The following is a 24656-nucleotide window of genomic DNA, read 5'->3' on the forward strand; positions in this document are numbered from 1 at the left end:
GGTCTATCCTTCCAGTTCCGAATCCCAATACAGATAATCGCGCCAGCTCTCATGCAGATAGTTGGGCGGAAAATGCCGCCCGCGCTCCTGCAGCTCATAGCCGGTGGGCCGGCGCGGCTCCTGTCGGGGGATCATATTGCACTCGCGCGGCATTTTCGAGCCCTTGCGCAGATTGCAGGGGCCGCAGGCGGTGACGACATTCTCCCAGCTGGTCCGCCCGCCGCGGGCGCGCGGGATCACATGGTCGAAGGTCAGCTCCTGGGTGGCGCGACGATCAAGGCAATATTGGCAGGAAAACCCGTCACGCAGGAACACGTTGAACCGCGTGAAGGCAGGCATGCGCGCCGAGGGAATGAAATCGCGCAAGGCGATCACGCTGGGCAGGCGCATGGAGAAGCTGGGCGATCTCACCTCTTGCTCATATTCCGACAGCACCGAAACCCGGTCCAGGAACACCGCTTTCACGGCATCCTGCCAGGTCCAGGTCGATAACGGAAAATAGGAAAGCGGACGGAAATCCGCATTGAGGACGAGGGCGGGAAAATGCAAACCGCCGTCGGGCATCAGTCTCGCCTATCCGGGCTGAGGCCGAAATCTTGGGGGCAGATACGAAACGCTGCCACATATGGTAGGCCGTTCGAGTCATGTGGACTTTATGACAGGCGGCGCGATGGGCGGCAAGCATCGGGCTTGATTGTCGCCCATTTGTCATCTGCAAGGCCGGTTCGTGAAGCCAGGGCGGCGCGCTATATCAGGGGGCAATATGAGCATCATCTCCCGCTTCGCCCCCAGCCCCACCGGCTATCTGCATCTGGGCCACGCTTATTCCGCCTGGCTCGGGCGCAGCCGCGCGGCGCAGTGGTTTTTGCGGCTGGAGGATATCGACACCACGCGCTGCAAGGCAGAATTCGCCGATGCGATCAAAGAAGACCTGGCCTGGCTGGGGCTGCGCTGGGAGGGGAGGTGCGACTCCAATCCGCGCATTTCGCCGATTATCGCGCGGCTTTGGAGGGGCTGGCGGGGCGCGGGCTGCTTTATCCGTGCTTTTGCAGCCGCGCGGAAATCGCCAAGGCGCAATCCGCTCCGCATGCGGCGGAAGGCATCTACCCAGGCACCTGCAAGCATCTGAGTGCCGCCGAACGCACGGCACGGATGGAGAACGGCGCGCCTTACGCGCTGCGGCTGGATACAATGCGCGCCTGCGCTGAGGCTGGGCCGTTGCGGTTCTTCGAGGAAGCGACCGGCTGGGTGGAGGCGCAGCCTCGCCGGCTGGGCGATGTGGTGCTGGCCCGCAAGGACACGCCAACCAGCTATCATCTCTGCGTGGTGCATGACGATGCGCTACAGGGGGTGACTCATGTGATCCGCGGCGAGGATCTGCGTGAGGCGACGCATATCCAGGTGCTGCTGCAAAAGCTGCTGGGCTATGAAACCCCGATCTACCATCACCATCGCCTGCTGCTGGGGCCGGACGGGCAAAGGCTGGCCAAGCGCGACAAGGCGCAGACGCTGCGCGCCTTGCGGGCGGAGGGCGTGCATCCGGACACGCTGCTGCACGGATTCGCGGCATGAGGCGGGCACTGGCAGCTCTCGGCTGGGCGGCGCTGTTCGCGGCCATTGGCGCGGTCTTATGTTTCGCGGCCGGGGATCTCGCCGCCGATCCCGGGCATTACCCCCTAAAAATGCAGCTTTATTTCCTCGGGCTGGGGGCGGCCGAGGGGCTGGCGCTGGGCCTGCTGGCGCTGTGCTTTGGCGGGCTGCCCGGCACAAGGGCCACGGGGCCTGCCTGGCTCGGGCCGCTACGTGCAATCTGGCTGCTGCTCCTGGCCGGGCTGGTGATGGGGCTGGCGACTTTGCTGCCGGTGCTGCTGCCGCTGGATGCCGGGCTGTTGCAAAGCCTGCATACCGGGCGGGTACATCTGCCGGATTTCCACAAGCCGCTGAGCCTGATGGAGATCGTCATTAGCGGCGAGCTGGCGGTGGCACTCTGGCTGGTGGGCGCGCTGCGCCGGCTGGGCCCGGCTCTGGCGCAGGATGGCAGCCCCGCTGGCCTCGCCTGGCGCCCGGCGCGCGGCCAGGATTATGCGCTGGCGCTGATCCTGGCCCTGGCGGTGATCCTGCTGGTGCTGGGGATTTTTCATCTGCTGCCACCGGATCCGGCGAAGCTGCAATCCCTGCCCTCGGCGCGGATGCTCTCCGGCCCGCTCTGGGCGCTGCCGGCCTTGCTGCTAGCCATCTGCGTGCTGGCGCCGATTGTCGAGGAGATTCTGTTTCGCGGCATTCTGTTCGCGGGGCTGGCCAGCCGGCTTGGCCCAGTTTGGGCGGCCTTGCTCTCCAGCCTGCTCTTCGCGGCCCTGCATGCGCCCGAAAAGCTGCATTACCCGCCGGGCTTCGTGGATGTGACGCTGCTAGCGCTGATCAATTGCGGCTTGCGGCTGCGGCTGGGCTCCATTCGCCCCGGCATCGCCTTGCACATCGCCTATAATACCGGCCTGTTGCTCGCCGCCCCGCTGTTACATTAGCCAATAATGGGGCATTTGGCAGGGGAAGGGAATTCGGTACACTAACCGCCGATAGCGGTTTTGGAGTGTAGGTTATGGGTGGTTTAAGCATCTGGCATTGGCTGATTGTTCTCGTCGTTGCCCTCCTTCTGCTGGGCGGCCGCGGCCGGGTGAGTTCGATGATGGGTGACCTCGGCAAGGGCATCAAGAGCTTCAAGCAGAGCATGGCCGAGGAAGACAAGCCCGCTGAAAAGCCCGCGCCCGCGGCTGACGCGCGGATGAGCGAGCTGAACGCCCCGCTGCCGGAGCAGCAGGTCAAGACCACGACGACCCACCAGGGCTGACATGGTCCCATCTGAGGCGGCGTCGGCGCTGGCGGAGATCGGGCGCCGAATGGATGCGCGCGGCTGGGTTCCCGGCTCCGCCGGCAACCTGTCCTCGCGCCTGGACGGGCAGAGCATCGCCATTACCCGCAGCGGTGTCCATAAAGGCCGGCTGAAGCCGGATGAGGACATCATCGCGGTGGATTATGCCGGCAAGCCGCTGGTCTCCAACCAGAAGCCGAGTGCGGAGACGCTGCTGCATTGCCAGCTCTACCGGCTGTTCCCGCCCGTGGGCGCGGTACTGCACGGCCATTCCGTGGCCGCCACCGTGCTCTCCAAGGAGGGGCCGATCAGCTTCGCCAATTATGAGCTGCTGAAAGCCTTCGGCTTTCCTACCCATGAGCTGGAAATCACCCTGCCGGTTTATGAGAACGACCAGGATATCGGCCGGCTGGCGGCCTTGATCGAGCCCGATCTGATCGCGGAAACGCCGATCGGCTATGTGCTGGCCGGGCATGGCATCTATGCCTGGGGCAAAGATGTCGAGCATGCCTATTGGCGCCTGGAGGCGCTGGAATTCCTGCTGGCCTGTGAGCTGGAGCGGAGGAAGCTGAAATGAGCCGTCTGACCGTTTATGAAGACACCAACCCCGGCACGCCGGTGTTCGACAGCACCGATCCGGTGGCGGTCGCCGCCGAGCTGAAGACCATCGAGGTCGGGTTCGAGCGCTGGGAGAGCCCGGTGCAGCTTTCCGCCGAAGCCAGCTCGGATGAGATTCTGGAGGCTTACCGGCCTTATCTGGACACGCTGATGGGCGAGACCGGGGCGGGCTCGGCGGATGTGATCAAGCTCTCGCCGGATCATCCGCAGGCCGGCGCGCTGCGGGAGAAGTTCCTCTCCGAGCATACCCATAGCGAGCCGGAAATCCGGTTCTTCGTGGAGGGGCCGGGCATTTCGTGCTACACGCCAATGGCCGCGTCTATGACGCGCTCTGCGAAAAGGGCGATCTGATCTTCGTGCCCACCGGCATCAAGCATTGGTTCGATGCCGGGCCGGCGCCGAGCTTTACCGCCTTGCGGGTGTTTACCGACCCGTCCGGCTGGGTGGCGCAATTCACCGGGGATGAGATTTCCAAGCGGTTTCCGGTCGCGTGATTCTCTCGGTCATCACGGATATCGAGGGCACCACGACGCCGATCAGCTTCGTGCATCGGGTGCTGTTTCCTTATGCGCGGGCGCGGATGGCGGATTTCCTGGCCGCCCATCCGGAACACCCGGCGCTGGCCGAGGTGGCGGAGCCGAAGCTGGAGACGCTGCTGGGCTGGATGGACCGGGATGAGAAGATCACCGCGCTGAAGAGCATTCAGGGCGAGATCTGGGCCGAGGGCTACGCCAAGGGCGAGCTGACCGGGGAGATTTACGCGGACGTGCCCCCTGCCTTGCGCCGCTGGATGCGCGCCGGCTTGCGGCTTTACGTCTATTCCTCGGGCTCCGTGGCCGCCCAGAAGCTGCTGTTCCGCCATACGCCGGAGGGAGACCTCACGCCTCTGTTTCAGTCTTATTTCGATACGACCGTCGGGCCAAAGCGCGAATCGGGCAGCTATCAGGCCATCGCCCGGGCGATCGGCGGGGCGCCGGAGGAGGCGTTGTTTCTCTCGGATGTCGAAGCCGAGTTGGACGCGGCGGCGGCGGCGGGGCTGGCGACCTGCCAGCTGGTGCGCCCGCAGGATGAGACCAGGCCCAGCGCCAAACATAAAAACGCGGTGGATTTCAAAGATGTCGCAGAATTTTACCACCTCCCCCGCGGATAAGCGGCCGGTCGCCCTCTTCCGCGCGCTGTCTGAGCGCCTGCAGAAAGCCCCGCTCGCGCGGGCTTTTTTGTGGGGGCTCGCCGCCGCCCTGGCGCTGCCGCCGGTGCATCTGCTTCCGGTTCTGCTGTTTTCCGTGCCGGCCTTGCTGCGGCTGGTGGACCAGGCGCCGAACTTAAAACGCGCGGCGCTGACCGGCTGGTGCTACGGCTTCGGCCTGGCGCTCGCCGGGCTGTACTGGATCACCGAGCCCATCCTCACCGAGGCGCAGACCTTCTGGTGGCTGGTGCCGCTCGCCGCCCCGGCGCTGGCCTTTGCGGTGGCGTTCTACACCATCCCGCCAGTGCTGGCGGCGCGGCTGGTACGGCCGGGGCTGGGCCGGGTGCTGGTCTTCACCGGGGTCTGGGGCTCTCCAACCTCGCCCAGCAATTCCTCTTCACCGGCTTTCCCTGGAATTTCTGGGGCACGGATTGGGCGATTCCTGGCACGCTCGGCAATATCTTCCTGCAGCCGGCAAGCCTGTTCGGAGTTTACGGGCTGACGCTGCTCACCGTCTTCCTGGCCGCGATGCCGCTCTTCGGCCGCAAGGGGCTGGCGGCGCTGGTGGCGGTGCTGGCCCTTTGGGCCGGCTATGGCTGGGTGCGGCTGGCCACCCCGAGGGCCAGACCGACACGAAAGTCGCCCTGCTGCAGCCGGATTTTCCGGAGCCGCCGGATTTCTCCCGCCCGGCTTTGCTCGCCAACTGGCAGCGCCTGCTGGCGATGAGCCAGGCCGGGATCAAGGCCGGGGCGACCACGGTGATCTGGCCCGAAGCCGCCAGCCCCTGGCTGCTGCAGAGCGACGATAATGCCCGCGCCCAGCTTGCCGCCGTCACCGGCACCACCCCGATCATCGCCGGCAGCCTGCGAGTCGCCGGGCCGAAGGATTACCGCAACTCCTTGATCGTCACGGACGGGCCACAACCACCGCTTGCCGTCTATGATAAATGGAAGCTGGTGCCGTTCGGCGAATATATGCCGCATTGGATTCCGCTGAAGATCATCCCCAGCCTGCTCGAAGGCGGCTTCACCCCCGGCAGCGGCCCGGAAACCATCGCCGACATCCCCGGCCTGCCGGCTTTCGCGCCGATCATCTGCTATGAGGCGATCTTCAGCGGCCAGATTATCGACGAGGCGCACCGCCCCTCCTGGATCGTCAACATCACCGACGATGCCTGGTTCGGCGATTCGGCCGGGCCGCGCCAGCATTTCGCCGATGTCCGTTTGCGCGCCGTGGAAGAGGGATTACCGCTGGTGCGCGCTGCAAATTCCGGGATTTCGGCGGTCATCGATCCGTTCGGACGGGTGACCGCCTTATTGCCGCTGGATGCGCAGGGCGTGCTCGTCGCGCCGCTGCCGGCCGCCCAACCCGCGACTCTCTATGCGCGCTGGGGGCTTGAAATCCCCTTGATGCTATCATTGGCCCTGCTCATCGCCGGTCTCGCCATAGGATACACCAAAAAGTTGCAAAATTGATAGGGTTATAAATGTTGTGTCTATTTAATAATTCAATTTGATGAGTTTTGTATTGATTTTGCGGTTAACGCCTGTTAACTTAACTTAGGCTAGTATATCCTGGCCTTTTTGTTATTCTATGTGCCGTTCACGTGGCGCACGCGCGCGTCGACTGGAACGGTCAAATCTTAATTCGACGTAATCGCGTCGGATGCTGGAGAGTAAGACATTTATGGCTGAAGAGAACGCTGAGCGTCCGGAACGTGAAAGCCGTCCCAGTCCCATCGACGTGCATGTCGGGTCGCGGATTCGTCTCCGCCGGACTTTGCTGGGCATGTCCCAGGAACGCCTCGGCGATGCGCTGGGGCTGACTTTCCAGCAGGTGCAGAAATATGAGCGCGGCATGAACCGCGTTGGCGCCTCGCGCCTGTTCGATATTTCGCGGATCCTGGATGTCCCCATCTCCTATTTCTTCGATGATATGCCCGAGGGCATGGCCGAGAGCCCGGTTTCCGGCCCGCGCGGCCGCACCTATGGCTTCGCCGAGCAGCAGGAGCCGTTCAGCGTCGGCATCGATGATCAGCTCACCAAGCGCGAAACGCTGGAGCTGGTGCGGGCCTATTACCGCATCCCCGACGCCCCGATGCGCAAGCGGATCTTCGATCTGATCAAGTCCCTGGCGCCGGCGGACGCCAGCTTCGAAGAGAATTGATCGAGCGCGTTGAAAAAGGCCCCGCAAGGGGCCTTTTTCATGCCCCTGCCCTTCGCCGCCCAGCCTATGAAGCCGCCAACAAGCGCGTATAATCAAAGGCCAAGCAACAAGACGAGGTGCGGGACATGGCCGATACACAATTGACCCTGCCAGAGCTGCGGGCGCTGGCCGAACGCGGCGCGTTGGATGTGGTGATCATGGCCATCCCGGACATGCAAGGCCGCCTGCAAGGCAAGCGGGTGATGCCGCGCCATTTCCTGGAAATGGTGGCGCAGGGCGAGGCGGAAGGCTGCGCCTATCTGCTGGCCACCGACATCGAATGCCAGCCGATCGAGGGCTATGCGATCAATAACTGGGAAAAAGGCTTCGGGATTTCGTCTTCCGGCCGGACCTCGCGACGCTGCGCCTGGCCCCCTGGCAGGAGGGGGCGGCGATCGTGCTGTGCGATATCGAGCTGCCCGGCCATCAGCCGGCCGCGGTGGCGCCGCGCACCATCCTGAAGCGCCAGTTGGAGCGGCTGCGCGGCCATGATCTGTTCGCTTATGCCGCCACCGAACTGGAATTCATCCTGTTCAAGGACAGCTATGAGGCCGCGTGGGACAAGGGCTATCGCGGCCTCACCCCGGCCAACCAGTATAATAACGACTATTCCATCCTCGGCACCGCCCGGGTGGAGCCGCTGCTGCGGCGCATCCGCAATGCCATGGAGGCGGCGGGTATCCAGGTCGAGACCTCGAAGGGCGAGTGCAATCTCGGCCAGCACGAGATCAATTTCCGCTACGGCCCGGCGCTGGAATGCTGCGACAAGCACGTGATCTACAAGGAAGCGGCCAAGGAGATCGCGGCGCAGGAAGGGCAGGCCCTGACCTTCATGGCCAAATATAATGAGCGCGAGGGCAATAGCTGCCATGCCCATCTCTCGCTGCGCAACGCGGCGGGCGAGGCTGTGTTTCTGGATGCCGAGCAGCACGGCCCGTCGCGGCTGTTCCGGCAATTCATCGCCGGGCTGCTGCGCCATGCCGAGGAGACGACCTTATTCTACGCCCCAACATCAACTCCTATAAGCGCTATGTCGCCAGCAGCTTCGCGCCGACGGCCCTGGCCTGGGGCATGGATAACCGCACCTGCGCCTTCCGGGTGGTGGGGCATGGGCCGGGCCTGCGGGTGGAAAACCGGCTGCCGGGCGGGGATGTGAACCCGTATTTGGCGCTGGCCGGGATGATCGCCGCGGGGCTCGCCGGGATCGAAGGGGATTACGCGCCGGTGGCGCCCTTCACCGGCAACGCCTATCAGGCGGCATTACCCCGGGTGCCAGCCAGCCTGGGCGACGCGGCGCTGCATTTCGCCTCCAGCGCCTTCGCCCACGCCGCCTTCGGCGCCGAGGTGGTCTCCCACTACGCCAATATGGCCAAGGTGGAGCTGGACGCCTTCAACGCCGCAATCACCGATTGGGAAAAATTCCGCTCTTTCGAGCGGATGTAAGCCGGGCGCTTCAGAGCGCCTTCTGCATGATCACCACGTCCAGCCAGCGCTCCAGCTTGAAGCCGACCTTGCGCATCGTGCCGGCATGCTGGAAGCCCAGGCTGGCATGCACGCCGATCGAGGCGGTGTTCTCCGAATCCCCGATCAGCGAGACCATCTGCTTATAGCCCGCCGCCTGCGCCGCTTCGACCAGCCCGAGCACCAGCGCCTTGCCGACCCCCTGGCCGCGCACATCCTCGCGCACATACACGCTGTCCTCGACCGTATGCTTATAGGCCGGGCGGGTACGGAACGGGCCGTAATAGCCATAGCCCAGGATTTTCGGCCCGTCCTCGGCCACCAGCCAGGCATAGCCGGCTGCCTGATTGGCCTCGAATCGCTGGCTCAACTCCTCCAGAGAGGGCGGCACATCCTCGAAAGAGCCAGTGCCGTGCAGCACATGATAGGCGTAGATCGCCTGCATCTGCGCCAAATCGTCGGTGGTCGCGGGTCTGATTTTCATGGGCCTGCCTGTCATTTGCGCTTCTGGGTAATGCAACCCGCCCGGCGATGGCAAATCCCGAGCTGACCGAAAACCAACAATCATTTCATGAAGTTTACAAAATTTTATATTTTTGTGTATTTTATGAATTGGTTATCTTTCGCTGGCCCGCTGTCTTACCGTTGTGCTCCGCGCCGTTTTCCGGGCATAAAGCGGGTGCGTCACGGTGCCTAGCGCCGCCGGATGCTGCCGCATGAGTGAGGGTTGAGACCATATGAATGACACGCCGCGCAACCCGGGATTGGGCGCCGACGAGCCGAGAGGTCCCGCCAATCCCGACATGGCGGCCCTCAGCGATGCCAAGCTGCAGCTGAACCAGGCTGGCGAGGCGCGGATGGCGGCGGTGCTGAACGTCGCCCGCTTCCATGGCGTCGAAATGGATCTGGACGGGCTGCGCCTGCGCGGCAGCGAGGCCGCACCGCCGCCGCCGGAGCTGGTGGTCTGGCTGAAGGAGGCCGGGCTGTGGGCGCGTGGCGTGCAGATGAATTTCCGCCAGATCATGAATATGGAGTCACCCTCCCCCATCATCCTGCTGCTGGATGATGGCGGCGCCGCCTTGCTGGTGGGGCGCGACCGGGGACGCGGCGTGCTGGTGCTGCGTGACCCGCGCCAGCCGACCTCCGCCGCCCCGGTGCTGGTGGATGAGCTGCGGCTGAAGCAGGTCTGGAGCGGCGCCACCTTGCTGATCCGCTCCAGCCGCCATGGCGCGCTCGAGGAACAGCCTTTCAATCTCGGCATGATCGCGCGGATCGTCTGGGGCGATGCGAAGATCCTGCGCGATATCGCCATCACCTCGGTGACGCTGACCGTGCTCAGCCTGGTGCCGATCCTGGTGGTGATGCGCATCATCGGCGTGGTCATCCAGTTCCACAGCACGCAGACACTCAATCTCGTCATCATCCTGATGCTGGTCGCGGTGCTGTTCGAGGCGATGATGACCTGGAGCCGCAAGATGATGGAGGTGGTGCTCGCGGCGAAGCTGGACGCGAAGCTCAACCTGATGATCTTCGACCGGCTGGTGGCGCTGCCGATCGAATTTTTCGAACGCGAGCAGGCCGGGCAGATTTCCTACAAGATCAGCCAGGTCAACCGGGTGCGGGACTTCCTCACCGGCAAGCTGATGAACGCCTTCATCGACGTGTTCATGCTGATCCTGCTGCTGCCGATCCTGTTCTATATGAGCGCGCCGCTGGCCTGGACCATCCTGATCGCCGCCGCCCTGATCGCGGCGATCATCGCCGTGTTCCTGCGCCCGATCGGCATCCTGATCGGCAAGGTGATCGCGGCGGAATCGGCCAAGGGCTCGATCCTGATCGAAACCGTGTTCGGCATCCGCACCGTCAAGGCGCTGGCGCTGGAGAATACCCGCGCCACGCAATGGGATGCCAGCGTCGCCGAGGTGGCGGAGCTGAATGTCGAGCAGGCGCGCATGGCCAACTGGCCGGCGGTGCTGACCATGCCGCTGCAGCGTTATTGCAGCTATGGCGTCATTCTGGTCGGCGCCTTCATCGTGCTGCACACCCAGAACTCGATCGACAGCGCCAGCCTGTTCGGCTTCATGCTGCTGGGCGGCCGCGTCGCCGGCCCGTTGGTCAGCCTCGCCGGCCTGCTGGACGAGGTGCATCAGGCCCGCGCCTCGATCGATCAGGTCGGCCATGTGCTGAACCGGCCAAATGAGCGCCAGGCGCTGACCACGGGGCTGCGGCCGCGCTTCGAGGGCGCGATCGAGTTCCGGGACGTGACCTTCCGCTATGAAGGGGCCAAGACCCCGGCGCTGGACAAGATGAATTTCAAGATCCCCGCCGGCACCATGCTGGGGCTGGTCGGGCGCTCGGGCTCGGGCAAATCCACCATCACCCGGCTGCTGCAGGGCATCAACCGCGACTATGTCGGTTCCATCCGCATCGACGGCACCGATATGCGCGAGATCAATCTGCGCCATATCCGCAAGAATTTCGGCATGGTGCTGCAGGATAACTTCCTGTTTCGCGGCACGGTGCGGGATAATATCATCGCCGGGCGGCCGGGCCTGTCCTTCGAGGATGCGGTGCGCGCCGCGCGCCTGGCCGGGGCCGAGGAGTTCATCGAGCGTCTGCCCAATGGCTATGACACCTTCATCCAGGAAGGCTCGCCCAACCTCTCCGGCGGGCAGAAGCAGCGCCTGGCCATCGCCCGCGCGCTGATCTCCGACCCGCGCGTGCTGATCCTGGACGAAGCCACCTCGGCGCTCGACCCGGAAAGCGAGGCGCTGGTGAATGCCAATATCCAGCGCATCGCCGCCGGGCGGACGATGGTCATCGTCTCCCACCGCCTCTCCTCGCTGCTGGATTGCGACCTGATCATGGTGCTCGATCAGGGCAAGACCATGGATATCGGGCCGCATAAGGAGCTGGTCCAGCGTTGCGCCATCTATCGCCATCTCTGGTTCCAGCAGAACCGCCACCTTGCGCCTGAAGGGTTCGACGATGAATCGTCTCAGCCAGCTATTGTCTAAATCCCCCCGGCGCGCGCTGGCGACCACCGGCGCGGAAGACACGCTGCCGATGGCGGCGCTGGAATTCCAGTCCCCGACCGCCGCCGTCATCGCCACACCGCTGCCGCCGCTGGCGCGCTCGACCGGCTATACGATCACCGCTCTGGTGGCGATCGTGCTGCTGATCGCCGCCGTGTTCAAGGTGGACCGGCTGGTGACCGCCACCGGCATCCTGAACGCCACCACGCCGGATATCAGCGTGCAGGCCTTCAGCGCCGCCTCGATCGTGCGCGACATCAATGTCCGCCCGGGCGACCTCGTCTATAAGGGCCAGGTTCTGGCCTCGCTGGACCCGACCTACGCGACAGCGGACTATGATTCCCTCACCCAGCAGGAGCAGAACTACGCCGCCCAGGTGGCGCAGCTGAAGGCGCAGGAAGAGGACAAGCCCTATGTGCCGGATCCCAACAACCCGTCCTCGGCGCTGATGCTGCAGACCTATAACCAGCAGATGGGCCAGTATCATTATACGCTGGAGAATTACGACCAGCAGATCAACCAGCTGAAAACCCAGATCACCGGCTACCAGCAGCAGGCGGATTATTATGCCCAGCGCCTGAAGATCGCCACCAATGTCGAGGCGATGCGCAAGAAGCTGCAGCAGATGCAGGTCGGCAGCCAGCTCGATTCAGAGGCCGCGACCGATGAACGGGTGAATGTCCAGGCGCAGCTCTCACAGGCCCAGTCCCAGGCGCAGGCGGATGAGCGCCAGCTCGCCGCGGTGCAGGCCCAGCGCGACAGCTTCGCGCAGGAGTTCCGGGCGAAAATCTCGACCGATCTCGCCACCGCGCTGAATAATCTCGCCCAGTCCCAGCAGGAGCTGGCGAAGGCGAAGCTCAACCATGCGCTGCTGGTGCTGCAGGCGCCGCAGGATGCGATCGTGCAGAGCGTGGCCCCGGTTTCCGTCGGCTCCGTGCTGCAGGCCGGCCAGCAGCTGATGCAGCTGGCGCCGATCAACGCCCCCTTCATCGTCGAGGCCGATATTCCCGCCGATGAATCCGGCTTCGTGCGGGTGGGCGACAAGGTGACCATCAAGTTCAACACGCTGGATTCCACCCGCTATGGCAGCGCCGTGGGCACCGTGCAGTCGGTCAGCCCGGAGAGCATCAACCCGCAGAACCAGGAAAATGCCGTGACCATGGGCGCGCCGCTGCCCACCGCGCCGCATACGCTGTATTACAAGGCGCAGATCTCCTTGGATGTGATGAACCTGCATAATGTGCCGCCCGGCTTCCGGCTGGTGCCGGGGATGCCGCTGGAGGCGGATATCGTCGTCGGCAAGCATTCCATCCTCTCTTATTTCCTCTCGCAGATGGCGCCTGTCGCCTATCAGAGCTTGCACGAGCCCTGAGCCATGGCGGTGAAATTCTCCCTTGCCGACAAGCTGGCGGCGCGCAATCCGCAAAAGGCCCTGGCCCGCGCCCGCGAGCTGGCGGCCCAGGGCGCGCATGAGCGGGCCTTCCCGCTCTTCGCCACCGCCGCCGAGGCCGGGCTGGCGGACGCGGCGCGGGAGCTTGGCTTTTATTACCTGAATGGTGCCGCCACCGGCTTTCGCAGCGCCAAGGAGGCGGCGCGCTGGCTGCTGCTGGCCGCCCAGGCGGGGGATGCCAAGGCGCAGGCGGAGCTGGGCAATCTCTACGCCCATGGGCTCTACCGCGATGATGACAGCCAGGCCCTGTTCGCCCCCAGGACCAAGGCGCCGACACGCCCGAGCAGACCGCGCCGGACCTTCAGGCGGCTCTGAAATGGCTGACCCTTGCCGCCGAGGCCGGGGAAGCCAATGCGCAGACCCAGCTAGGCTATCTCTATTCGCGCGGCCCGGCTGAGGTGCAGAATATCGAGCAGGCCAAGCATTGGTATGGCCGCGCCGCCGCCGCTGGCCTGCCGCACGGCCATCTCGGGCTGGGCACCATCCTGCTGCTGGAAGCCGATGACGACGAGAAAACCTTTGCCGCCGTCGCGCATATCCGCAAGGCGGCCGAGGCGGATCTGGCCACCGGGCATTTCTATCTCGGGCTGATCCATGAGCGCGCCATCGGCGTGCATGCGGATCTCGAACAGGCCGCCAGGCATTACAAGCTGGCGGCGGAGAAGGGCATCCGCGATGCCCAGCACCGCTATGGCATCATGCTGTATCAGGGCCAGGTGATCGCGCAGAACAAGGTGGAGGGCGAAACCTGGCTGCGCCGCGCCGCCCTGGCCGGCGATGCCGAGGCGGCGATGCGCGTCGGCGAGATCTACGCCAAGGGCGATGACGGGTTTCCGCCGAATTATGCCGAGGCCGCCAACTGGTTCCGGGTGGCCGCCGAGGGCGGGCATCGCGGGGCGGCGCGCACGCTCGGGCTGCTCAACCTCACCGGCATCGGCGCCGTGCCGCGCAACCCGGACGAGGCGGCGAAATGGCTGCGTCTGGCCGCCGAGCAGGGCGATCAGCGCGCCCAGACGGATCTGGCCAGCATGGTGGTCAAGCGTCAGGTCAATCCGCGCGTCGCGGAGATTCCGCCGGTGCAGGACTGGTTCGCCAAGGCAGCCGAATCCGGCGATCCGATCGGCGCCTATAATTTCGCGGTCTGCCTGGCCGAAGGGGTCGGCGTGGCGCGCGATGACGCGGCGGCGGCGCATTGGTTCCGCAAGGCGGCGGACAATGTCGTCAATGCCCAGTATCGCTATGGCCGCATCCTCGCCGAAGGGCGCGGGGTGGAGCAGAATCTGGAGGAGGCGCGGTTCTGGCTGCAGAAGGCCGCCGATTTCAATCTGCTGCCGGCCTTGCTGGATCTCGCCATGCTGCATCTGCAAGGCCTCGGCGGCCCGCGCGACGATGAGGCGGCGCGGGTGCTGTTTGAGCGCGCCAGCGAACAGGAGAGCGCGGAGGCGATGTTCTCGCTCGGCGCGCTCTATGGCGGCGGCCATCAGATCGAGACCGATCGCGCCAAATCCCTCGCCTGGTACCGCCAGGCGGCGCAGCGCCAGCATCCCCGCGCGGCCTTGATGCTCGGCCTGTATCTGCGCGATGGCATCGCCACCGCGCCCGATCTCGAAGCCGCACGGCAATGCTTCAGCTTCGCCGCCGAGGCGGGGCTGGACGAGGCCAAGGCCGCGCTCGCTGGCCTGCCACCGGCGGCAGCGGCGGAATGAGCCGCATCCGCGCTTGAGCAAAACGCCCGGCACGGCAGACCCCAGCACCGCCACCGCCGCCTATCTACGGGCGCAGCGTCCGGGCGAGGATGCGCTGTTCTGGCTGCAGCGCGCCAAGCGGCTGGCGCCGAAAGACCCCAGGATCGATCTCGAACTGGCGCAGCGCGAGCTGGCGGCCGGGCCGGACGGTGCGAAGCGGGCGGCGGCGCGTTTCGCCGAGATCGCGGCCAAGCATGACAGCGCCACCGCCTGGATTGGCCTGGCCATCGCCGCGCAGATCCAGGGCGATGCCGCCGCCGCCGCCCGCGCCGCCGAGGAGCTGTTGGCCCGTCATTGTCTGGGGGAGGATCCGCAGCTGCCGGCGTTCCTGCAGCATATCAGCCTGAATGCCGGCTATGGCGGGTTTCAGGGAATGGATGCGCAAGGGACACGCATCCAGCACGGCCAGCCGCCCTTTCTGGGGCGCCACCTGACGAGGCGGTGCTGAACCGGATCGAAGGGGTGGTGGAGGCGCATCGCGGCGGGCTGCGCGGCTGGGCGGTGCGCCCGGCCGCACCGGACCAGAAGCCGCGCCTCATCGTTACTGGCGGCAATGGCGCCCGGCTCAGCCTCACCTGCGGCGCGGCGCTGCAGGCGGACGACGCCACGCCGCTGCTGCCGCGCTACCGGTTTAGCCTCACCGCCCGGCGCCTCGCCGCCCTCACCCCGCCTTATCTGGTCAGCGGCGCGGATGGGCGGGCTCTGCTCGGCGCGCCGCTGAACCCGGCGGATTTCGCGCAGCGCCCGCGTCCGGCGGCCCGGCGCGGCAAGGCCCCGTCACGCGGCCCGCGCCGGGCCCGGCTCGCCATCATCATGCCGGTCTATCGCGGGTTGGAGGAGACCAGGGCCGCCCTGGCCAGTGCGCGCCGCGCCTTGCCGCCCGGCGCAAGGCTGATCGTCGTCGATGACGCCACCCCGGAGCCGGCCCTGGCCGCCCTGTTGAACCGGGCGGCAAAGCGCGGCCAGATCGAGCTGCTGCGGCACGAAGCGAATCGGGGCTTCTGCGACGCGGTGAATACCGGCCTGGACGCGGCCAAAAATCACGATGTGATATTACTCAACAGTGACGTTTTGGTCCCGAAAGATGCCTTCGCGACACTGCGCGAGGTCGCCTATGCGGCGCCCTGCATCGGCACCGTCACCCCACTCTCCAACGAAGCGACGCTCTGCTCCTATCCCGATCCCGCCGGCGGCAATGCGATGCCGGATCTGGCGGGCGCCACCAGGCTGGACCGGCTGGCCCATAAAACCAACGGGCTGGGCTGGGCGGAGATCCCCACCGGGGTCGGGTTCTGCCTCTATATCCGGCATGATTGCCTGCAACAGACAGGGGCTTTGCGCACCGCGCTGTTCGCCCAGGGCTATGGCGAGGAGAATGATTTCTGCCTGCGGGCACGCCATCTCGGCTTTGCCAGCGTCGCCGCGCTGGGCGCCTATGTCGCGCATCGCGGCGGCGTCTCCTTCCGGGGCGCCACCCAGGCGCTGATGCGGCGCAATCAGGCGGTGCTGGAGCAGCTCTTTCCGGGCTACCGGGCGCTGATCGAAGCGGCCAGCGCGGCGGATGCGCTCGCCCCCGCCCGCGCCGCCTTGGATGCGGCACGGCTGCAGGCGGCCCGCGCCGGGCGCCGCAGCGTGCTGCTGATCAGCCATGGCCATGGCGGCGGGGTGGCCCGGCAGATCGAGCGCGTCTGCGCCGCATTGCGCGCGCAGGGGAAATTCCCCCTGGTGCTGACAACGAAATTTCCCACCACCCGGAAGGCCCCGCGCTATCCCTGGCCGGCCTTGCTCTGCGATGGCCATACCCAGACCAGCCCCAACCTGACCTTCGACCTCGCCTGCCAGTTCGAGGCCTTGCTGGCGCTGCTGCGCGGCTTCCGGGTCGAGCGGGTGGAGATGCACCATATGCTGGGCCAGCATGAGGCGCTGCGTGGGCTGGCGGCGGCGCTGGGGGTACGGCAGGACATCGTGCTGCATGATTATGCCAGCTTCTGCCCCGCGTCTCGCTGCTCAACCGCCCGACGCGGGAGGCGCCGTTGCGCTATTGCGGCGAGCCGGATGTGAAAGGCTGCGAAACCTGCGTGAAGCAGGACCGGCGCGGCGTGTTCGAGACGCTGCCGGTGCAACGCCTGCTCACCCGCTCCCGCGCCGAATTCGCTGGCGCCAGGGAGGTGCGCGTGCCCTCCGGCGACATGGCCCGCCGCCTGGCGCGGCATTTCCCCGGGCTGAAGCCCCGCATCACCGCTTGGGATGATGACAGCCAGCCGGTCTCCTTGCGGCCGCCACGCACCGGGGCAAGGCGGATCGCGGTGCTGGGCGGCATTGGCCCCACCAAGGGCTATGACGTGCTGCTGGATTGCGCGCTGGACGCCAAAGTCCGCGCCCTGCCCTTGGAATTTTTCATCATCGGGTCCAGCGCCGAGGACGGCGCCTTGCTTGAAGCCGGGGTCAAGATCACCGGCGGCTACAAGCCGGAGGAGCTGGACAGCCTGATCGCGGAGATCCAGCCCGACCTCGCCTTCATTCCCTCGATCTGCCCGGAAACCTGGTGCTTCACCCTCACCGAGGCCTGGGCGGCGGGGCTGTATGCGCTGGTGTTCGATCTCGGCGCGCAGGCGGAGCGGGTGCGGGCCACCCAACGCGGCGCCGTGCTGCCGCTCGGTCTGCCCGCGGAACGGATCAACAACGCCCTGCTCGGGATCAATTTTTGACCCCGCAGCGCCGCCCTCAGGCTGGCCAGTCGGGCTTCGTTAAGTTAGCTGTGTCATGCCTTGCTTGTGTGGAAAGTTCTGCAACAATATGGGCAACCACGCTGTCTTGCTTTTTGAATTTCTAACTTCGAGGACACCCCATGGCCGCTGCCAAATCCGCCACCGCCACGCCCAAGAAGCCGGCAGCGCCCGCTCCCGCCCCCAGCCGGAGGCCGCCAACCAGGGCGGCGCCAAGCTGCAGGAGCTGAAGGTGACCGGACATCTGATGCAACTGCCGCCGGGCCTGTTCTGTTTCGTTAACGAGCTGAACCCTGGGGCTGCCATTCATAACGGCATGCCGGGCGTGCGCGTCTCCCCGCCGCCCTCGGGCGCACAGAATGTCGAGATTTCCAGCTTCCGTGGCGATGGCTGGCTGAATGCCGAGGGCGATGCCGCGCTGGTGCGGGTGAAGAACCAGCCGGGCCAGGTGCTGGTGACCATCTATCAATACGCCAACCTGCCGGATGCGGCGCCGAAGCTGCAGGTGCGCCAGCTGCTGGGCGAGGCGCAGATCGCCGCCAACCAGCCCGCCGCCGCTGAAGCCGCCCCTGCCCCGGCCAGCGCCGCGATGAACCCGGCCGAGGAGATGGATTTCATGGCGCATATCCAGAGCCGTGGCGATGTCGGCGCTGGCTTCGGGGACTGGCTGGGCGAGGCTGGCAGCAAGAACTGGGTCGAGGGCTTCTCGATCAAGGCGCCGGCGGGCGTTGCCCCGGCGGACTTCACCTATCAGGCGGTGCTGGGCCGTGGCTGGCTCTCGCCTTGGGTGGAAGCCGGGCAATATTGCGGCTCGCGCGGGATGGCGCTGCCGCTCTTGGGGCTGCGTGTGCGTCTCTCCGGCGAAGCCGCTGAGCAGTACGATATTTCCTATTCCGCGAAATTCATCGGCGGCGCCTCGGCCGGGCCGGTCGGCAATGACGAGACCTGCGAGGCCGAGCGGCTGGCGCCGCTGGAGGCCTTCCAGATCACCCTGACTCCGCGCGGCAAAAAGCCGGCCAAGGCCCGCAAGTAAAACCCGGCGAGGCCTGGCGTGAATTTCCTCTTCGTCCATCAGAACTTTCCCGGCCAGTATCTGCATATTCTGCGCAGCCTGCTGGCCGATAACCAGGCGGAGCCGGGCACGCACGAGATCGTGTTCATGTCCGAGCCGAACCAGAATTACATGGAAGGGGTCCGCAAGGTCACCTACTCAAGGCCGCCGCCGCCGCCAAATCCCTCACTCCGGCGGCGCGGGAATTCGAGCAGGCGGCGATCCGCGCCCAGGCCGGCTATCAGGGCCTCGCCCAGATCAAGGCGCTCGGCTTCAAGCCGGATATCATCATCGGCCATCATGGCTGGGGTGAGATGCTCAATCTGTGCGATGTCTTCCCCGGCGTGCCGATCCTCGGCTATTTCGAGTTCTATTACCGCATCCATGATTCAGACGTGAATTTCGACCCGGAATTCCCGATGCATGTGACCAATTACGGCGCGGTGCGCGGCAAGAACACGATCAATCTGCTGGCGCTGGCGCTGGAGCAATGGGGCCAGACCCCGACGCGCTGGCAGTACGACACCTACCCCGCATGGGCCCGCGGCAAGATGCGGATCATCGAGGAAGGGGTGGATCTGTCACTCTGCGCGCCGGACCCCAGCCTGTTCAAGAAAACCGTGAAGGTCGGCCCGCTCACCGTCACGCCGAAGCAGAAGTTGATCACCTTCGTCTCGCGCAATCTGGAGCCCTATCGCGGCTTCCACACCATGATGCGCGCCTTGCCGGCGATCCTGAAGGCGCGGCCGGATGTGGTGGTCTCGCTCGTCGGCGGCGACGATATCAGCTATGGCGCCATGCCCGCCGAGGGCGGCAATTGGCGGCAAAAGATGATGAAGGAGCTGGAAGGCCAGATCGACATCTCGCGCGTGCATTTCATGGGCAAGGTGCCGTATGGCGACCATCTGACCCTGCTGAAGCGTTCGGACGCGCATGTTTATCTCAGCTACCCGTTCGTCGCCTCCTGGTCGCTGCGCGAGGCGCTGGGCTGCGGCTGCGCCATCATCGGGGCGGACAGCGTGACGGTGGCGGAGTTCATCAAGGACGGGGTGAACGGGATCTCCACACCGACACTGGACCATGACAAGCTGGCCGAGAACGTGCTGCGGCTGCTGGGTGATGCCAAGCTGACCGCGAAGCTGCGCAAGGGCGCGCGCGATTATGCCGAGGCGCATCTGGGCATGGATGCGTATATCGCGCGCTACCGGGCTTATATCGAGGAGATCGTGGGGGCGAAGCTGCTGCCGGATGCGCCGGCGAAGCCTGTGAAGGCCCCGGCGGCGAAGCCGGCGGCAAAGGCCAAGCCGAAATCCAAGGCTAAGTGAGTCGATTTTTTTAGAGCAATCTGTGTTGAGGTTGAGGCTGGCGCGTCAACCTCAACGCCGATTGCGCTCTTGGTTTTCTATTCCCGCACGCCACCAATCTTGAAGTGCCGCAGCAGCCACGGCATCGTCAGCCCCTGCCCCACCACCGAGACCACGACCACACCGAAGGTCGCCACCAGCACCTCGTCATGCATCGGCATGTCCAGCGGCAGTGACAGCGCCAGCGCCAGCCCCAGCGCCCCGCGCAAGCCTCCCCACCAGAGCACGTGCTGACAAGGCGGCTCGATGCGCCAGCGTGAGCCCGCGAACAAAGCGCAAAGCGGATAGACCGTCAGCGCCCGCCCGGCCAGCACCGCCAGAATGATGAAGACCAGCGCCCAAATTCCCAGTCTATGAAACGGAATCCCCGCCACGGTGATGCCGATGAGCAGAAACACCATGGAGTTGGCGATGAAGGCGACGAAATCCCACATCTCCAGCGCGAACTCCTTGCCCTTCACGCTGACCATGCCGGTGAAGCGGGTCTTGGTCTCGGCCAGCCCGAGATTGCCCAGCAGCAGCCCGGCGGTGACCGTGGCCAGCACGCCCGAGCCGTGGAAATGCTCAGCCAGCAGGAAGGCGCTATAGGCCAGCACGGCGGTGACGGTGCTCTCCACCAGATGATCCTCGGTGCCGCGCACCAGCAGAATCGCCACCCCGGCGCAGAGCGCCCCGGCCAGGATGCCGCCGCCGACCGTGACCAGCAGCAGCCCGCCAATCTGCCCGACGCCGACATGCGCCTGCCCCGCCGCCTGCACCCAGACCAACGCCAGCGCGAACAGCACGGCGGCAACGCCGTCATTCAACAGGCTCTCGCTCTCCACCAGCAGCCGCAGCCGGCCGCGCACGCCATTATCCTTGAACATGGCGATGACCGCGACAGGGTCGGTTGCGGCGATCAGCACGCCGAACATCAAGGCCGGGGCAACGGCCAGCCCAGGCCGAAATGCAAAGCGGCGGTGACGAAGGCGGCCGAGATCAGCGTGCCGGGCAGCGCCAGGGTGAGGATCGGCAGCGCATCCTGACGCAGATCCTTCCATTGGATATTGATCGCGGCCTCGAACAGCAGAGGCGGCAGGATGATTTCATAGATGATGCTCTGGGTCAGGGTCAGCCCGGCCTGGAACGGGCTCACCGCCAGGGCGATGCCGGCCAGCACCAGCCCGACCGTGTAGGGCAGTTTCAAACGATGGGCGATCAGCGCCACCAGGGTCGCCACCACCAGCAGGCTCAGCATCGAGGTCAGGAAATCATTCATATCGCTAGGGGATATAAGGTGCTTTGGAAGAGAGTCGCGAGATTTCGGGGCAAAATCGACCCAGCCTGGTCAATGCTGCATCAATACCGGCAGATCGAGCTGCCGCAGCACCTCGGCGGTGGCGCCGCCAAACAGGATTTCGCGCAGCCTGCCATGGGTAAACGCCCCATGACCAGGAAATCCGCGCCGACCGCATGTGCCTCCGCCAGCAAGGCGGTGCCGACATGGCGCCCGGCAAGGGCGAATTCATGCAGCCGCGCCGGGCGGCCGGCGGCTTCCAGGCTGTCCAGCAAAGCTTGCGGCGGCGGCGCAGCATGGGGGCTGTCGGTGCCCAGCAGGATGGTGGCGCGCTGGCAGGCGCGCAGCAGCGCCTGCACCGCGCCGATGGCCCGGGCGGCGGCATTGTCGGCATCCGACCAGGCGATGGCGATGCTCTGGGCGAAGCTGTGCGGCATCTGCCGGGGCAGCAACAGCACCGGCTTGGCCAGGCGCAGCAAGAGCAGGTCCAGCAGCGCCCGGGCATCGGCATCGCCCTGCGGGGCGGCGAGCAGGATCAGATCCGCCTCCCGCGCCGCCGCGGTGACGATCTGCTCAGGCGCGCCGGCGCGGATCTCCAGGCTGGGCAGGCCAGACTGCCGCCAGGCATCGGCGCGCTGCGCCAGCTCCACCGCCAGCGCCTGCTGGGCGGCGGCGAAGCGGGCATCGGTGCGGGCGGTGTGGACCTCTTCGGTGGGCATGAAGTCAGGGTCGCTCTGCGCCAGCGGGTGCAGCAGCGTGATCGCGGTGGGGCCAGCCTGGGCGAGCAGGCAGGCGCTGGCGGAGAGGATTTGATCCGCCGTCGCGGTTTCGGTGAGCAGGGCGAGCACGCGCAACATCAGGAGGCTTCCTCCTCGATCGCATTCTGCGCCACCTCCGCCACCTGGGCACTGGTGCCGCCAAGATGCGTGCCCAAAGCGTACCCCGCCGCCACCGCCGCCAGGCAGAACAGCACGGAGACGAAGATGTTCAGGAACGCCCGGCCCGGCGCCCCGCCGCGCAGCAGATCCAGCGTCTGCAGGCTGAAGGAGGAGAAGGTGGTGAAACCGCCGCAGACTCCGACCATGAAGAAGATCCGCACCGGCTCGGGTGCTGGGAATTTGCCATGGCTCAGTGTCAGCGAGCCGAAAAACCCGATGGCGAAGGAGCCGATGATGTTGATGATGATGGTGCCAACGGGCAGATTCTTGCTGACCGAGGCGAAGAATAGGGCCACCCAATAGCGCCCGACCGAGCCGATGGCCCCGCCCAGCGCGACAACCAGGGTTTGCAGCATGGTCTCTCTCTCCTTCTTCAATGCCGCGGGAGATGCCAATCAGGCACAAAACTCCCGCAGCGTTCCATGCAAAGCGCATGATCCGTGCAGGAGTCATCAGCTCCCCGAAGGAGCGGTTTTGGGGGACTCCATCCCCGTGCCTCTGTTCTAAAAGGAACGGGGCGCCGGCTCAAGCCTGGCCGGAATCCTTCGCCGCCAGCGCGCCGATGGCGGCCCAGTCCAGATTTTCACCACCATTCGCCATCAGCGTCAGGAAGCGGTCGCGCAGCAGGCTGGCGAGCGGCAGCGGCACGTTGAGCGCCTCAGCAGCCTGCAGCACCAGGCGAATATCCTTCTGGCCGAGCGGCGCGGCGAAGCCGGGCGGCGAGAATTTCTGCTCCAGCAGGATCTGGCCATAGATTTTATAAACCGGCGCGTTGAACAGAGTGGAGGTGAGCAGCTCCAGATAAGCCGCCTTATCCACCCCGCCCTTGCCGACCAGCGCCAGCGCCTCACCCAGCGCCTCGATCACCGAGACGATGAGGAAATTGCCGCTGAGCTTGACCAGATTGGCATGGGAGGGGGTTTCGCTGAGCACGAAGCTGCGCTGGCCGATGACATCGAAGAGCGGCTGCGCCGCCTCGATATCCGCCTTGGCCCCCGCGGCGGCGATGAACAGCTTGGCGGCGGCGGCGGCATCCGGCCGGCCAAAGACCGGCGCGGAGAGATAACGCTGCCCGGCCTTGGCATGGGTTTTTTCCAGCATCTCAGCGGTGGCGACCGCGATGGTGCTGCAGGAAATATGCAAGCCCCCCTGGGGCAGATGCGCCAGAATCCCATCCGGCCCATGCAGCACCGCCTCCAGCGCCGCATCATTGGCGAGCATGGTGAATATGATTTCCTTGCCGGCGGCGGCCTGGCCGGGGGTGGCGGCGATCGGCGCATCCAGCCCCACCGCCTTCTCGCGGGTGCGGTTATAAAGCGTGACCTCATGCCCGGCCTTGATGAGGTTCGCCGCCATGCCGTGGCCCATCTGCCCCAGCCCGATAAATCCGATTTTCATGCGTTTGATCCTGTTCGCGGTACGCCACGGGGCGCGCCAAATCATCGCTGAATTGGGGGTTCAAGCGTTGATGAACAAGGATTTATGAGATGGAAAATGGTCGGAGCGGCGGGATTCGAACCCACGACCCCCAGTCCCCCAGACTGATGCGCTACCAGGCTGCGCTACGCTCCGGCCGTGGGGCGAGGCTGTAGCAGCATGGGCGCGCGCCGCCAAGGGGCAGAGGCGATAAAACCGATGGCTAAAACAAAACCGCCGGCCCAGCGGGCGCGGCGGTTTGTGTTGCGAGAGGCTTATCAGGCAATCAGCGCAGAACCCCGCGCATCGCCTCCAACGCCACCAAAGTTTCTGTGAGCAGCGCGCGCAGGCGCAGGATCTCGTCCTCGGGCGCCAGAGGCTGGCGGGGCGCCGGCGCATCCTCCACCAGGACCGGCTCCGGGCTTGACGGCGCGGCCTCATCCTCAAGCGGCGTTATGTCGTCGCCCAGCGCGGCCTCGGTCTGCACCACCTCCTCAACCAGCATGGTCTCGGAGGCATCGATCACCGGGACCAGAACGGGAACCGGCACGGGCGGCTGGTCCAGCGGCAATTCCACCGCGGTCTGGCGGGCCGGCTCAGCGGCGTGGTTCGGCGCGGAATCGCGCAGCAGACGTTGCACGCCCTTGATCGTATAGCCCTGAGTATAAAGCAGATCCGCGACCCGGCGCAGCAGCGCCACATCCTCGGGCCGGTAATAGCGCCGCCCGCCGCCGCGCTTCAGCGGCCGCACCTGCGGGAATTTCGTCTCCCAGAAGCGCAGCACATGCTGGGGCACATGCAGCTCGTCAGCGACTTCGGAAATGGTACGGAACGCATCGGCGGCCTTGCGGATACGCGGACGCCCGGCCTCATGGTTCAGGTCGGACGCTACGCCGTCATCCAGCGCCGCGTTAAATTCTTCATCCACCATGCGATCCTTCGCTCAGTCAGTCTTTGGGGCGGACGGGCCGCCATTCACCGCGTCGCGCAACATCTGGCTGGGGCGAAACACCAGAACGCGCCGCGGCAGGATCGGGACTTCAACACCGGTTTTCGGATTCCGGCCAATACGGCGCCCCTTCTGCCTGACAGAAAAAGTGCCAAAGCCACTAATTTTAACGGATTTTCCAACCTCGAGCGCATCCGCGATCCGGTTCAGGACATGCTCAAGCAGATCCGCCGATTCGTGCCGCGACAAGCCGACACTCGCGTAGATCGCCTCGGTAAGCTGTGCACGCGTCAAAGTGTTCATTTTGCAAGATTAGCACGAGCGGCTTGGCGGTCAATCAGTTCTTGACCGATTCGCGTGAAATGGTGGC

24 protein-coding genes, 1 tRNA gene, 4 pseudogenes and 1 riboswitch are annotated in these 24656 nt (G+C 65.5%); of the genes and pseudogenes, 20 read left to right on the top strand and 9 right to left on the bottom strand.

The genetic code is table 11. The features are described from left to right. Window positions 1-3 precede the first annotated feature (3 nt). Window positions 4-564, bottom strand: a complete 561-nt coding sequence (locus GT370_RS04735) for an HNH endonuclease (protein ID WP_008492927.1) — start codon at window positions 562-564, stop codon at window positions 4-6. A 199-nt stretch (window positions 565-763) separates the two neighbouring features. Between GT370_RS04735 and gluQRS the strand changes: the two are divergent. The 11 genes and pseudogenes from gluQRS (at window position 764) to GT370_RS04790 (ending at window position 8318) form a co-directional block, all read left to right on the top strand. Beyond that, a pseudogene (gene gluQRS, locus GT370_RS04740) lies at window positions 764-1572 on the top strand (tRNA glutamyl-Q(34) synthetase GluQRS). After that, the gene (locus tag GT370_RS04745; protein ID WP_008492924.1) at window positions 1569-2522 is read left to right on the top strand and encodes a CPBP family intramembrane glutamic endopeptidase; all 954 of its coding nucleotides are present in this window, start codon (window positions 1569-1571) and stop codon (window positions 2520-2522) included. The pseudogene gluQRS and the gene GT370_RS04745 overlap by 4 nt, the downstream one beginning before the upstream one ends. A gap of 74 nt (window positions 2523-2596) precedes the next feature. After that, entirely contained in the window at window positions 2597-2845 is a 249-nt protein-coding gene (locus tag GT370_RS04750; protein ID WP_008492923.1) for a twin-arginine translocase TatA/TatE family subunit, read from the top strand. Window position 2846: 1 nt separating this feature from the next. After that, the gene (locus tag GT370_RS04755; RefSeq protein ID WP_008492922.1) at window positions 2847-3443 is read left to right on the top strand and encodes a methylthioribulose 1-phosphate dehydratase; all 597 of its coding nucleotides are present in this window, start codon (window positions 2847-2849) and stop codon (window positions 3441-3443) included. Continuing rightward, a pseudogene (locus tag GT370_RS04760) lies at window positions 3440-3978 on the top strand (1,2-dihydroxy-3-keto-5-methylthiopentene dioxygenase). The gene GT370_RS04755 and the pseudogene GT370_RS04760 overlap by 4 nt, the downstream one beginning before the upstream one ends. Next, complete coding sequence (gene mtnC / locus GT370_RS04765) at window positions 3975-4634, top strand: acireductone synthase (protein WP_008492919.1); 660 nt, start codon at window positions 3975-3977, stop codon at window positions 4632-4634. The pseudogene GT370_RS04760 and the gene mtnC overlap by 4 nt, the downstream one beginning before the upstream one ends. Beyond that, complete coding sequence (locus tag GT370_RS04770; RefSeq protein ID WP_270183958.1) at window positions 4600-5172, top strand: hypothetical protein; 573 nt, start codon at window positions 4600-4602, stop codon at window positions 5170-5172. Before mtnC ends, GT370_RS04770 begins: the two co-directional genes overlap by 35 nt. 79 nt (window positions 5173-5251) lie before the next feature. Then, window positions 5252-6145: an apolipoprotein N-acyltransferase gene (gene lnt, locus GT370_RS04775; protein WP_270183959.1), complete on the top strand. Its 894-nt coding sequence runs from the start codon at window positions 5252-5254 to the stop codon at window positions 6143-6145. A 211-nt stretch (window positions 6146-6356) separates the two neighbouring features. Then, window positions 6357-6836 carry a helix-turn-helix domain-containing protein gene (locus GT370_RS04780; protein WP_039884732.1) on the top strand — a complete coding sequence of 160 codons (480 nt, stop codon included), beginning with the start codon at window positions 6357-6359 and terminating at the stop codon, window positions 6834-6836. Between the two features lie 125 nt (window positions 6837-6961). Next, window positions 6962-7336: a hypothetical protein gene (locus GT370_RS04785; RefSeq protein WP_270183960.1), complete on the top strand. Its 375-nt coding sequence runs from the start codon at window positions 6962-6964 to the stop codon at window positions 7334-7336. Continuing rightward, a pseudogene (locus GT370_RS04790) lies at window positions 7315-8318 on the top strand (glutamine synthetase family protein). The gene GT370_RS04785 and the pseudogene GT370_RS04790 overlap by 22 nt, the downstream one beginning before the upstream one ends. Window positions 8319-8328: 10 nt before the next feature. Here the strand turns inward: GT370_RS04790 and GT370_RS04795 are convergent. Further along, window positions 8329-8820 (bottom strand): GNAT family N-acetyltransferase, encoded by a 492-nt coding sequence (locus GT370_RS04795; RefSeq protein WP_008492914.1) that lies wholly within the window; start codon window positions 8818-8820, stop codon window positions 8329-8331. 253 nt (window positions 8821-9073) lie between these two features. On the opposite strand from GT370_RS04795, the gene GT370_RS04800 reads away from it, so the two are divergent. From GT370_RS04800 to GT370_RS04840, 9 genes are all read left to right on the top strand, one after another. Further along, a complete protein-coding gene (locus GT370_RS04800; protein WP_244876866.1) occupies window positions 9074-11353 on the top strand; it encodes a peptidase domain-containing ABC transporter in 2280 nt (759 codons plus the stop codon). Beyond that, window positions 11325-12743, top strand: a complete 1419-nt coding sequence (locus GT370_RS04805) for an HlyD family type I secretion periplasmic adaptor subunit (protein WP_083878469.1) — start codon at window positions 11325-11327, stop codon at window positions 12741-12743. The genes GT370_RS04800 and GT370_RS04805 overlap by 29 nt, the downstream gene beginning before the upstream one ends. Window positions 12744-12752: 9 nt before the next feature. Continuing rightward, complete coding sequence (locus GT370_RS04810; RefSeq protein ID WP_270183961.1) at window positions 12753-13136, top strand: hypothetical protein; 384 nt, start codon at window positions 12753-12755, stop codon at window positions 13134-13136. A gap of 5 nt (window positions 13137-13141) precedes the next feature. Then, the gene (locus GT370_RS04815) at window positions 13142-14527 is read left to right on the top strand and encodes a tetratricopeptide repeat protein (protein WP_442865530.1); all 1386 of its coding nucleotides are present in this window, start codon (window positions 13142-13144) and stop codon (window positions 14525-14527) included. Between the two features lie 13 nt (window positions 14528-14540). Beyond that, window positions 14541-15014 (top strand): hypothetical protein, encoded by a 474-nt coding sequence (locus GT370_RS04820; protein ID WP_270183963.1) that lies wholly within the window; start codon window positions 14541-14543, stop codon window positions 15012-15014. Further along, on the top strand, window positions 15008-16627 hold the full coding sequence (locus GT370_RS04825) for a glycosyltransferase (protein WP_270183964.1): 1620 nt from the start codon (window positions 15008-15010) through the stop codon (window positions 16625-16627). Before GT370_RS04820 ends, GT370_RS04825 begins: the two co-directional genes overlap by 7 nt. Continuing rightward, window positions 16600-17274: a glycosyltransferase gene (locus GT370_RS04830; protein ID WP_270183965.1), complete on the top strand. Its 675-nt coding sequence runs from the start codon at window positions 16600-16602 to the stop codon at window positions 17272-17274. Before GT370_RS04825 ends, GT370_RS04830 begins: the two co-directional genes overlap by 28 nt. Window positions 17275-17524: 250 nt before the next feature. Then, window positions 17525-18325, top strand: a complete 801-nt coding sequence (locus GT370_RS04835; protein WP_270183966.1) for a hypothetical protein — start codon at window positions 17525-17527, stop codon at window positions 18323-18325. A gap of 239 nt (window positions 18326-18564) precedes the next feature. Then, the gene (locus GT370_RS04840) at window positions 18565-19668 is read left to right on the top strand and encodes a glycosyltransferase (RefSeq protein WP_270184352.1); all 1104 of its coding nucleotides are present in this window, start codon (window positions 18565-18567) and stop codon (window positions 19666-19668) included. A 77-nt stretch (window positions 19669-19745) separates the two neighbouring features. Here the strand turns inward: GT370_RS04840 and GT370_RS04845 are convergent. The 7 genes and pseudogenes from GT370_RS04845 to GT370_RS04880 form a co-directional block, all read right to left on the bottom strand. Next, a pseudogene (locus tag GT370_RS04845) lies at window positions 19746-20965 on the bottom strand (cation:proton antiporter). 80 nt (window positions 20966-21045) lie between these two features. Next, window positions 21046-21840: a hypothetical protein gene (locus GT370_RS04855; RefSeq protein ID WP_270183969.1), complete on the bottom strand. Its 795-nt coding sequence runs from the start codon at window positions 21838-21840 to the stop codon at window positions 21046-21048. Next, window positions 21840-22277, bottom strand: a complete 438-nt coding sequence (gene crcB, locus GT370_RS04860; RefSeq protein WP_008492904.1) for a fluoride efflux transporter CrcB — start codon at window positions 22275-22277, stop codon at window positions 21840-21842. Before crcB ends, GT370_RS04855 begins: the two co-directional genes overlap by 1 nt. 80 nt (window positions 22278-22357) lie before the next feature. Then, window positions 22358-22422: riboswitch (Fluoride riboswitch) on the bottom strand. A 24-nt stretch (window positions 22423-22446) separates the two neighbouring features. Then, window positions 22447-23319, bottom strand: coding sequence for an NAD(P)-dependent oxidoreductase (locus tag GT370_RS04865; protein ID WP_008492903.1), 873 nt, complete (start codon window positions 23317-23319; stop codon window positions 22447-22449). A 97-nt stretch (window positions 23320-23416) separates the two neighbouring features. After that, window positions 23417-23493, bottom strand: a tRNA-Pro gene (locus GT370_RS04870). A gap of 130 nt (window positions 23494-23623) precedes the next feature. Continuing rightward, window positions 23624-24268: a MerR family transcriptional regulator gene (locus GT370_RS04875; RefSeq protein WP_008492901.1), complete on the bottom strand. Its 645-nt coding sequence runs from the start codon at window positions 24266-24268 to the stop codon at window positions 23624-23626. Window positions 24269-24280: 12 nt separating this feature from the next. Next, the gene (locus tag GT370_RS04880; RefSeq protein ID WP_270183970.1) at window positions 24281-24589 is read right to left on the bottom strand and encodes an integration host factor subunit alpha; all 309 of its coding nucleotides are present in this window, start codon (window positions 24587-24589) and stop codon (window positions 24281-24283) included. Window positions 24590-24656: the final 67 nt, after the last annotated feature.

The sequence above is a fragment of the Acidocella sp. MX-AZ03 genome (assembly GCF_027626035.1).
Lineage (GTDB): Bacteria > Pseudomonadota > Alphaproteobacteria > Acetobacterales > Acetobacteraceae > Acidocella > Acidocella facilis.

What these genes read in the sequence shown, in the direction of transcription:
- GT370_RS04735 (WP_008492927.1), bottom strand. Translation starts at nt 564, where the DNA reads ATGCCCGACGGCGGTTTGCATTTTCCCGCCCTCGTCCTCAATGCGGAT.
- GT370_RS04745 (WP_008492924.1), top strand. Translation starts at nt 1,569, where the DNA reads ATGAGGCGGGCACTGGCAGCTCTCGGCTGGGCGGCGCTGTTCGCGGCC.
- GT370_RS04750 (WP_008492923.1), top strand. Translation starts at nt 2,597, where the DNA reads ATGGGTGGTTTAAGCATCTGGCATTGGCTGATTGTTCTCGTCGTTGCC.
- GT370_RS04755 (WP_008492922.1), top strand. Translation starts at nt 2,847, where the DNA reads ATGGTCCCATCTGAGGCGGCGTCGGCGCTGGCGGAGATCGGGCGCCGA.
- GT370_RS04770 (WP_270183958.1), top strand. Translation starts at nt 4,600, where the DNA reads ATGTCGCAGAATTTTACCACCTCCCCCGCGGATAAGCGGCCGGTCGCC.
- GT370_RS04780 (WP_039884732.1), top strand. Translation starts at nt 6,357, where the DNA reads ATGGCTGAAGAGAACGCTGAGCGTCCGGAACGTGAAAGCCGTCCCAGT.
- GT370_RS04785 (WP_270183960.1), top strand. Translation starts at nt 6,962, where the DNA reads ATGGCCGATACACAATTGACCCTGCCAGAGCTGCGGGCGCTGGCCGAA.
- GT370_RS04795 (WP_008492914.1), bottom strand. Translation starts at nt 8,820, where the DNA reads ATGAAAATCAGACCCGCGACCACCGACGATTTGGCGCAGATGCAGGCG.
- GT370_RS04800 (WP_244876866.1), top strand. Translation starts at nt 9,074, where the DNA reads ATGAATGACACGCCGCGCAACCCGGGATTGGGCGCCGACGAGCCGAGA.
- GT370_RS04805 (WP_083878469.1), top strand. Translation starts at nt 11,325, where the DNA reads ATGAATCGTCTCAGCCAGCTATTGTCTAAATCCCCCCGGCGCGCGCTG.
- GT370_RS04855 (WP_270183969.1), bottom strand. Translation starts at nt 21,840, where the DNA reads ATGTTGCGCGTGCTCGCCCTGCTCACCGAAACCGCGACGGCGGATCAA.
- crcB (WP_008492904.1), bottom strand. Translation starts at nt 22,277, where the DNA reads ATGCTGCAAACCCTGGTTGTCGCGCTGGGCGGGGCCATCGGCTCGGTC.
- GT370_RS04865 (WP_008492903.1), bottom strand. Translation starts at nt 23,319, where the DNA reads ATGAAAATCGGATTTATCGGGCTGGGGCAGATGGGCCACGGCATGGCG.
- GT370_RS04875 (WP_008492901.1), bottom strand. Translation starts at nt 24,268, where the DNA reads ATGGTGGATGAAGAATTTAACGCGGCGCTGGATGACGGCGTAGCGTCC.
- GT370_RS04880 (WP_270183970.1), bottom strand. Translation starts at nt 24,589, where the DNA reads ATGAACACTTTGACGCGTGCACAGCTTACCGAGGCGATCTACGCGAGT.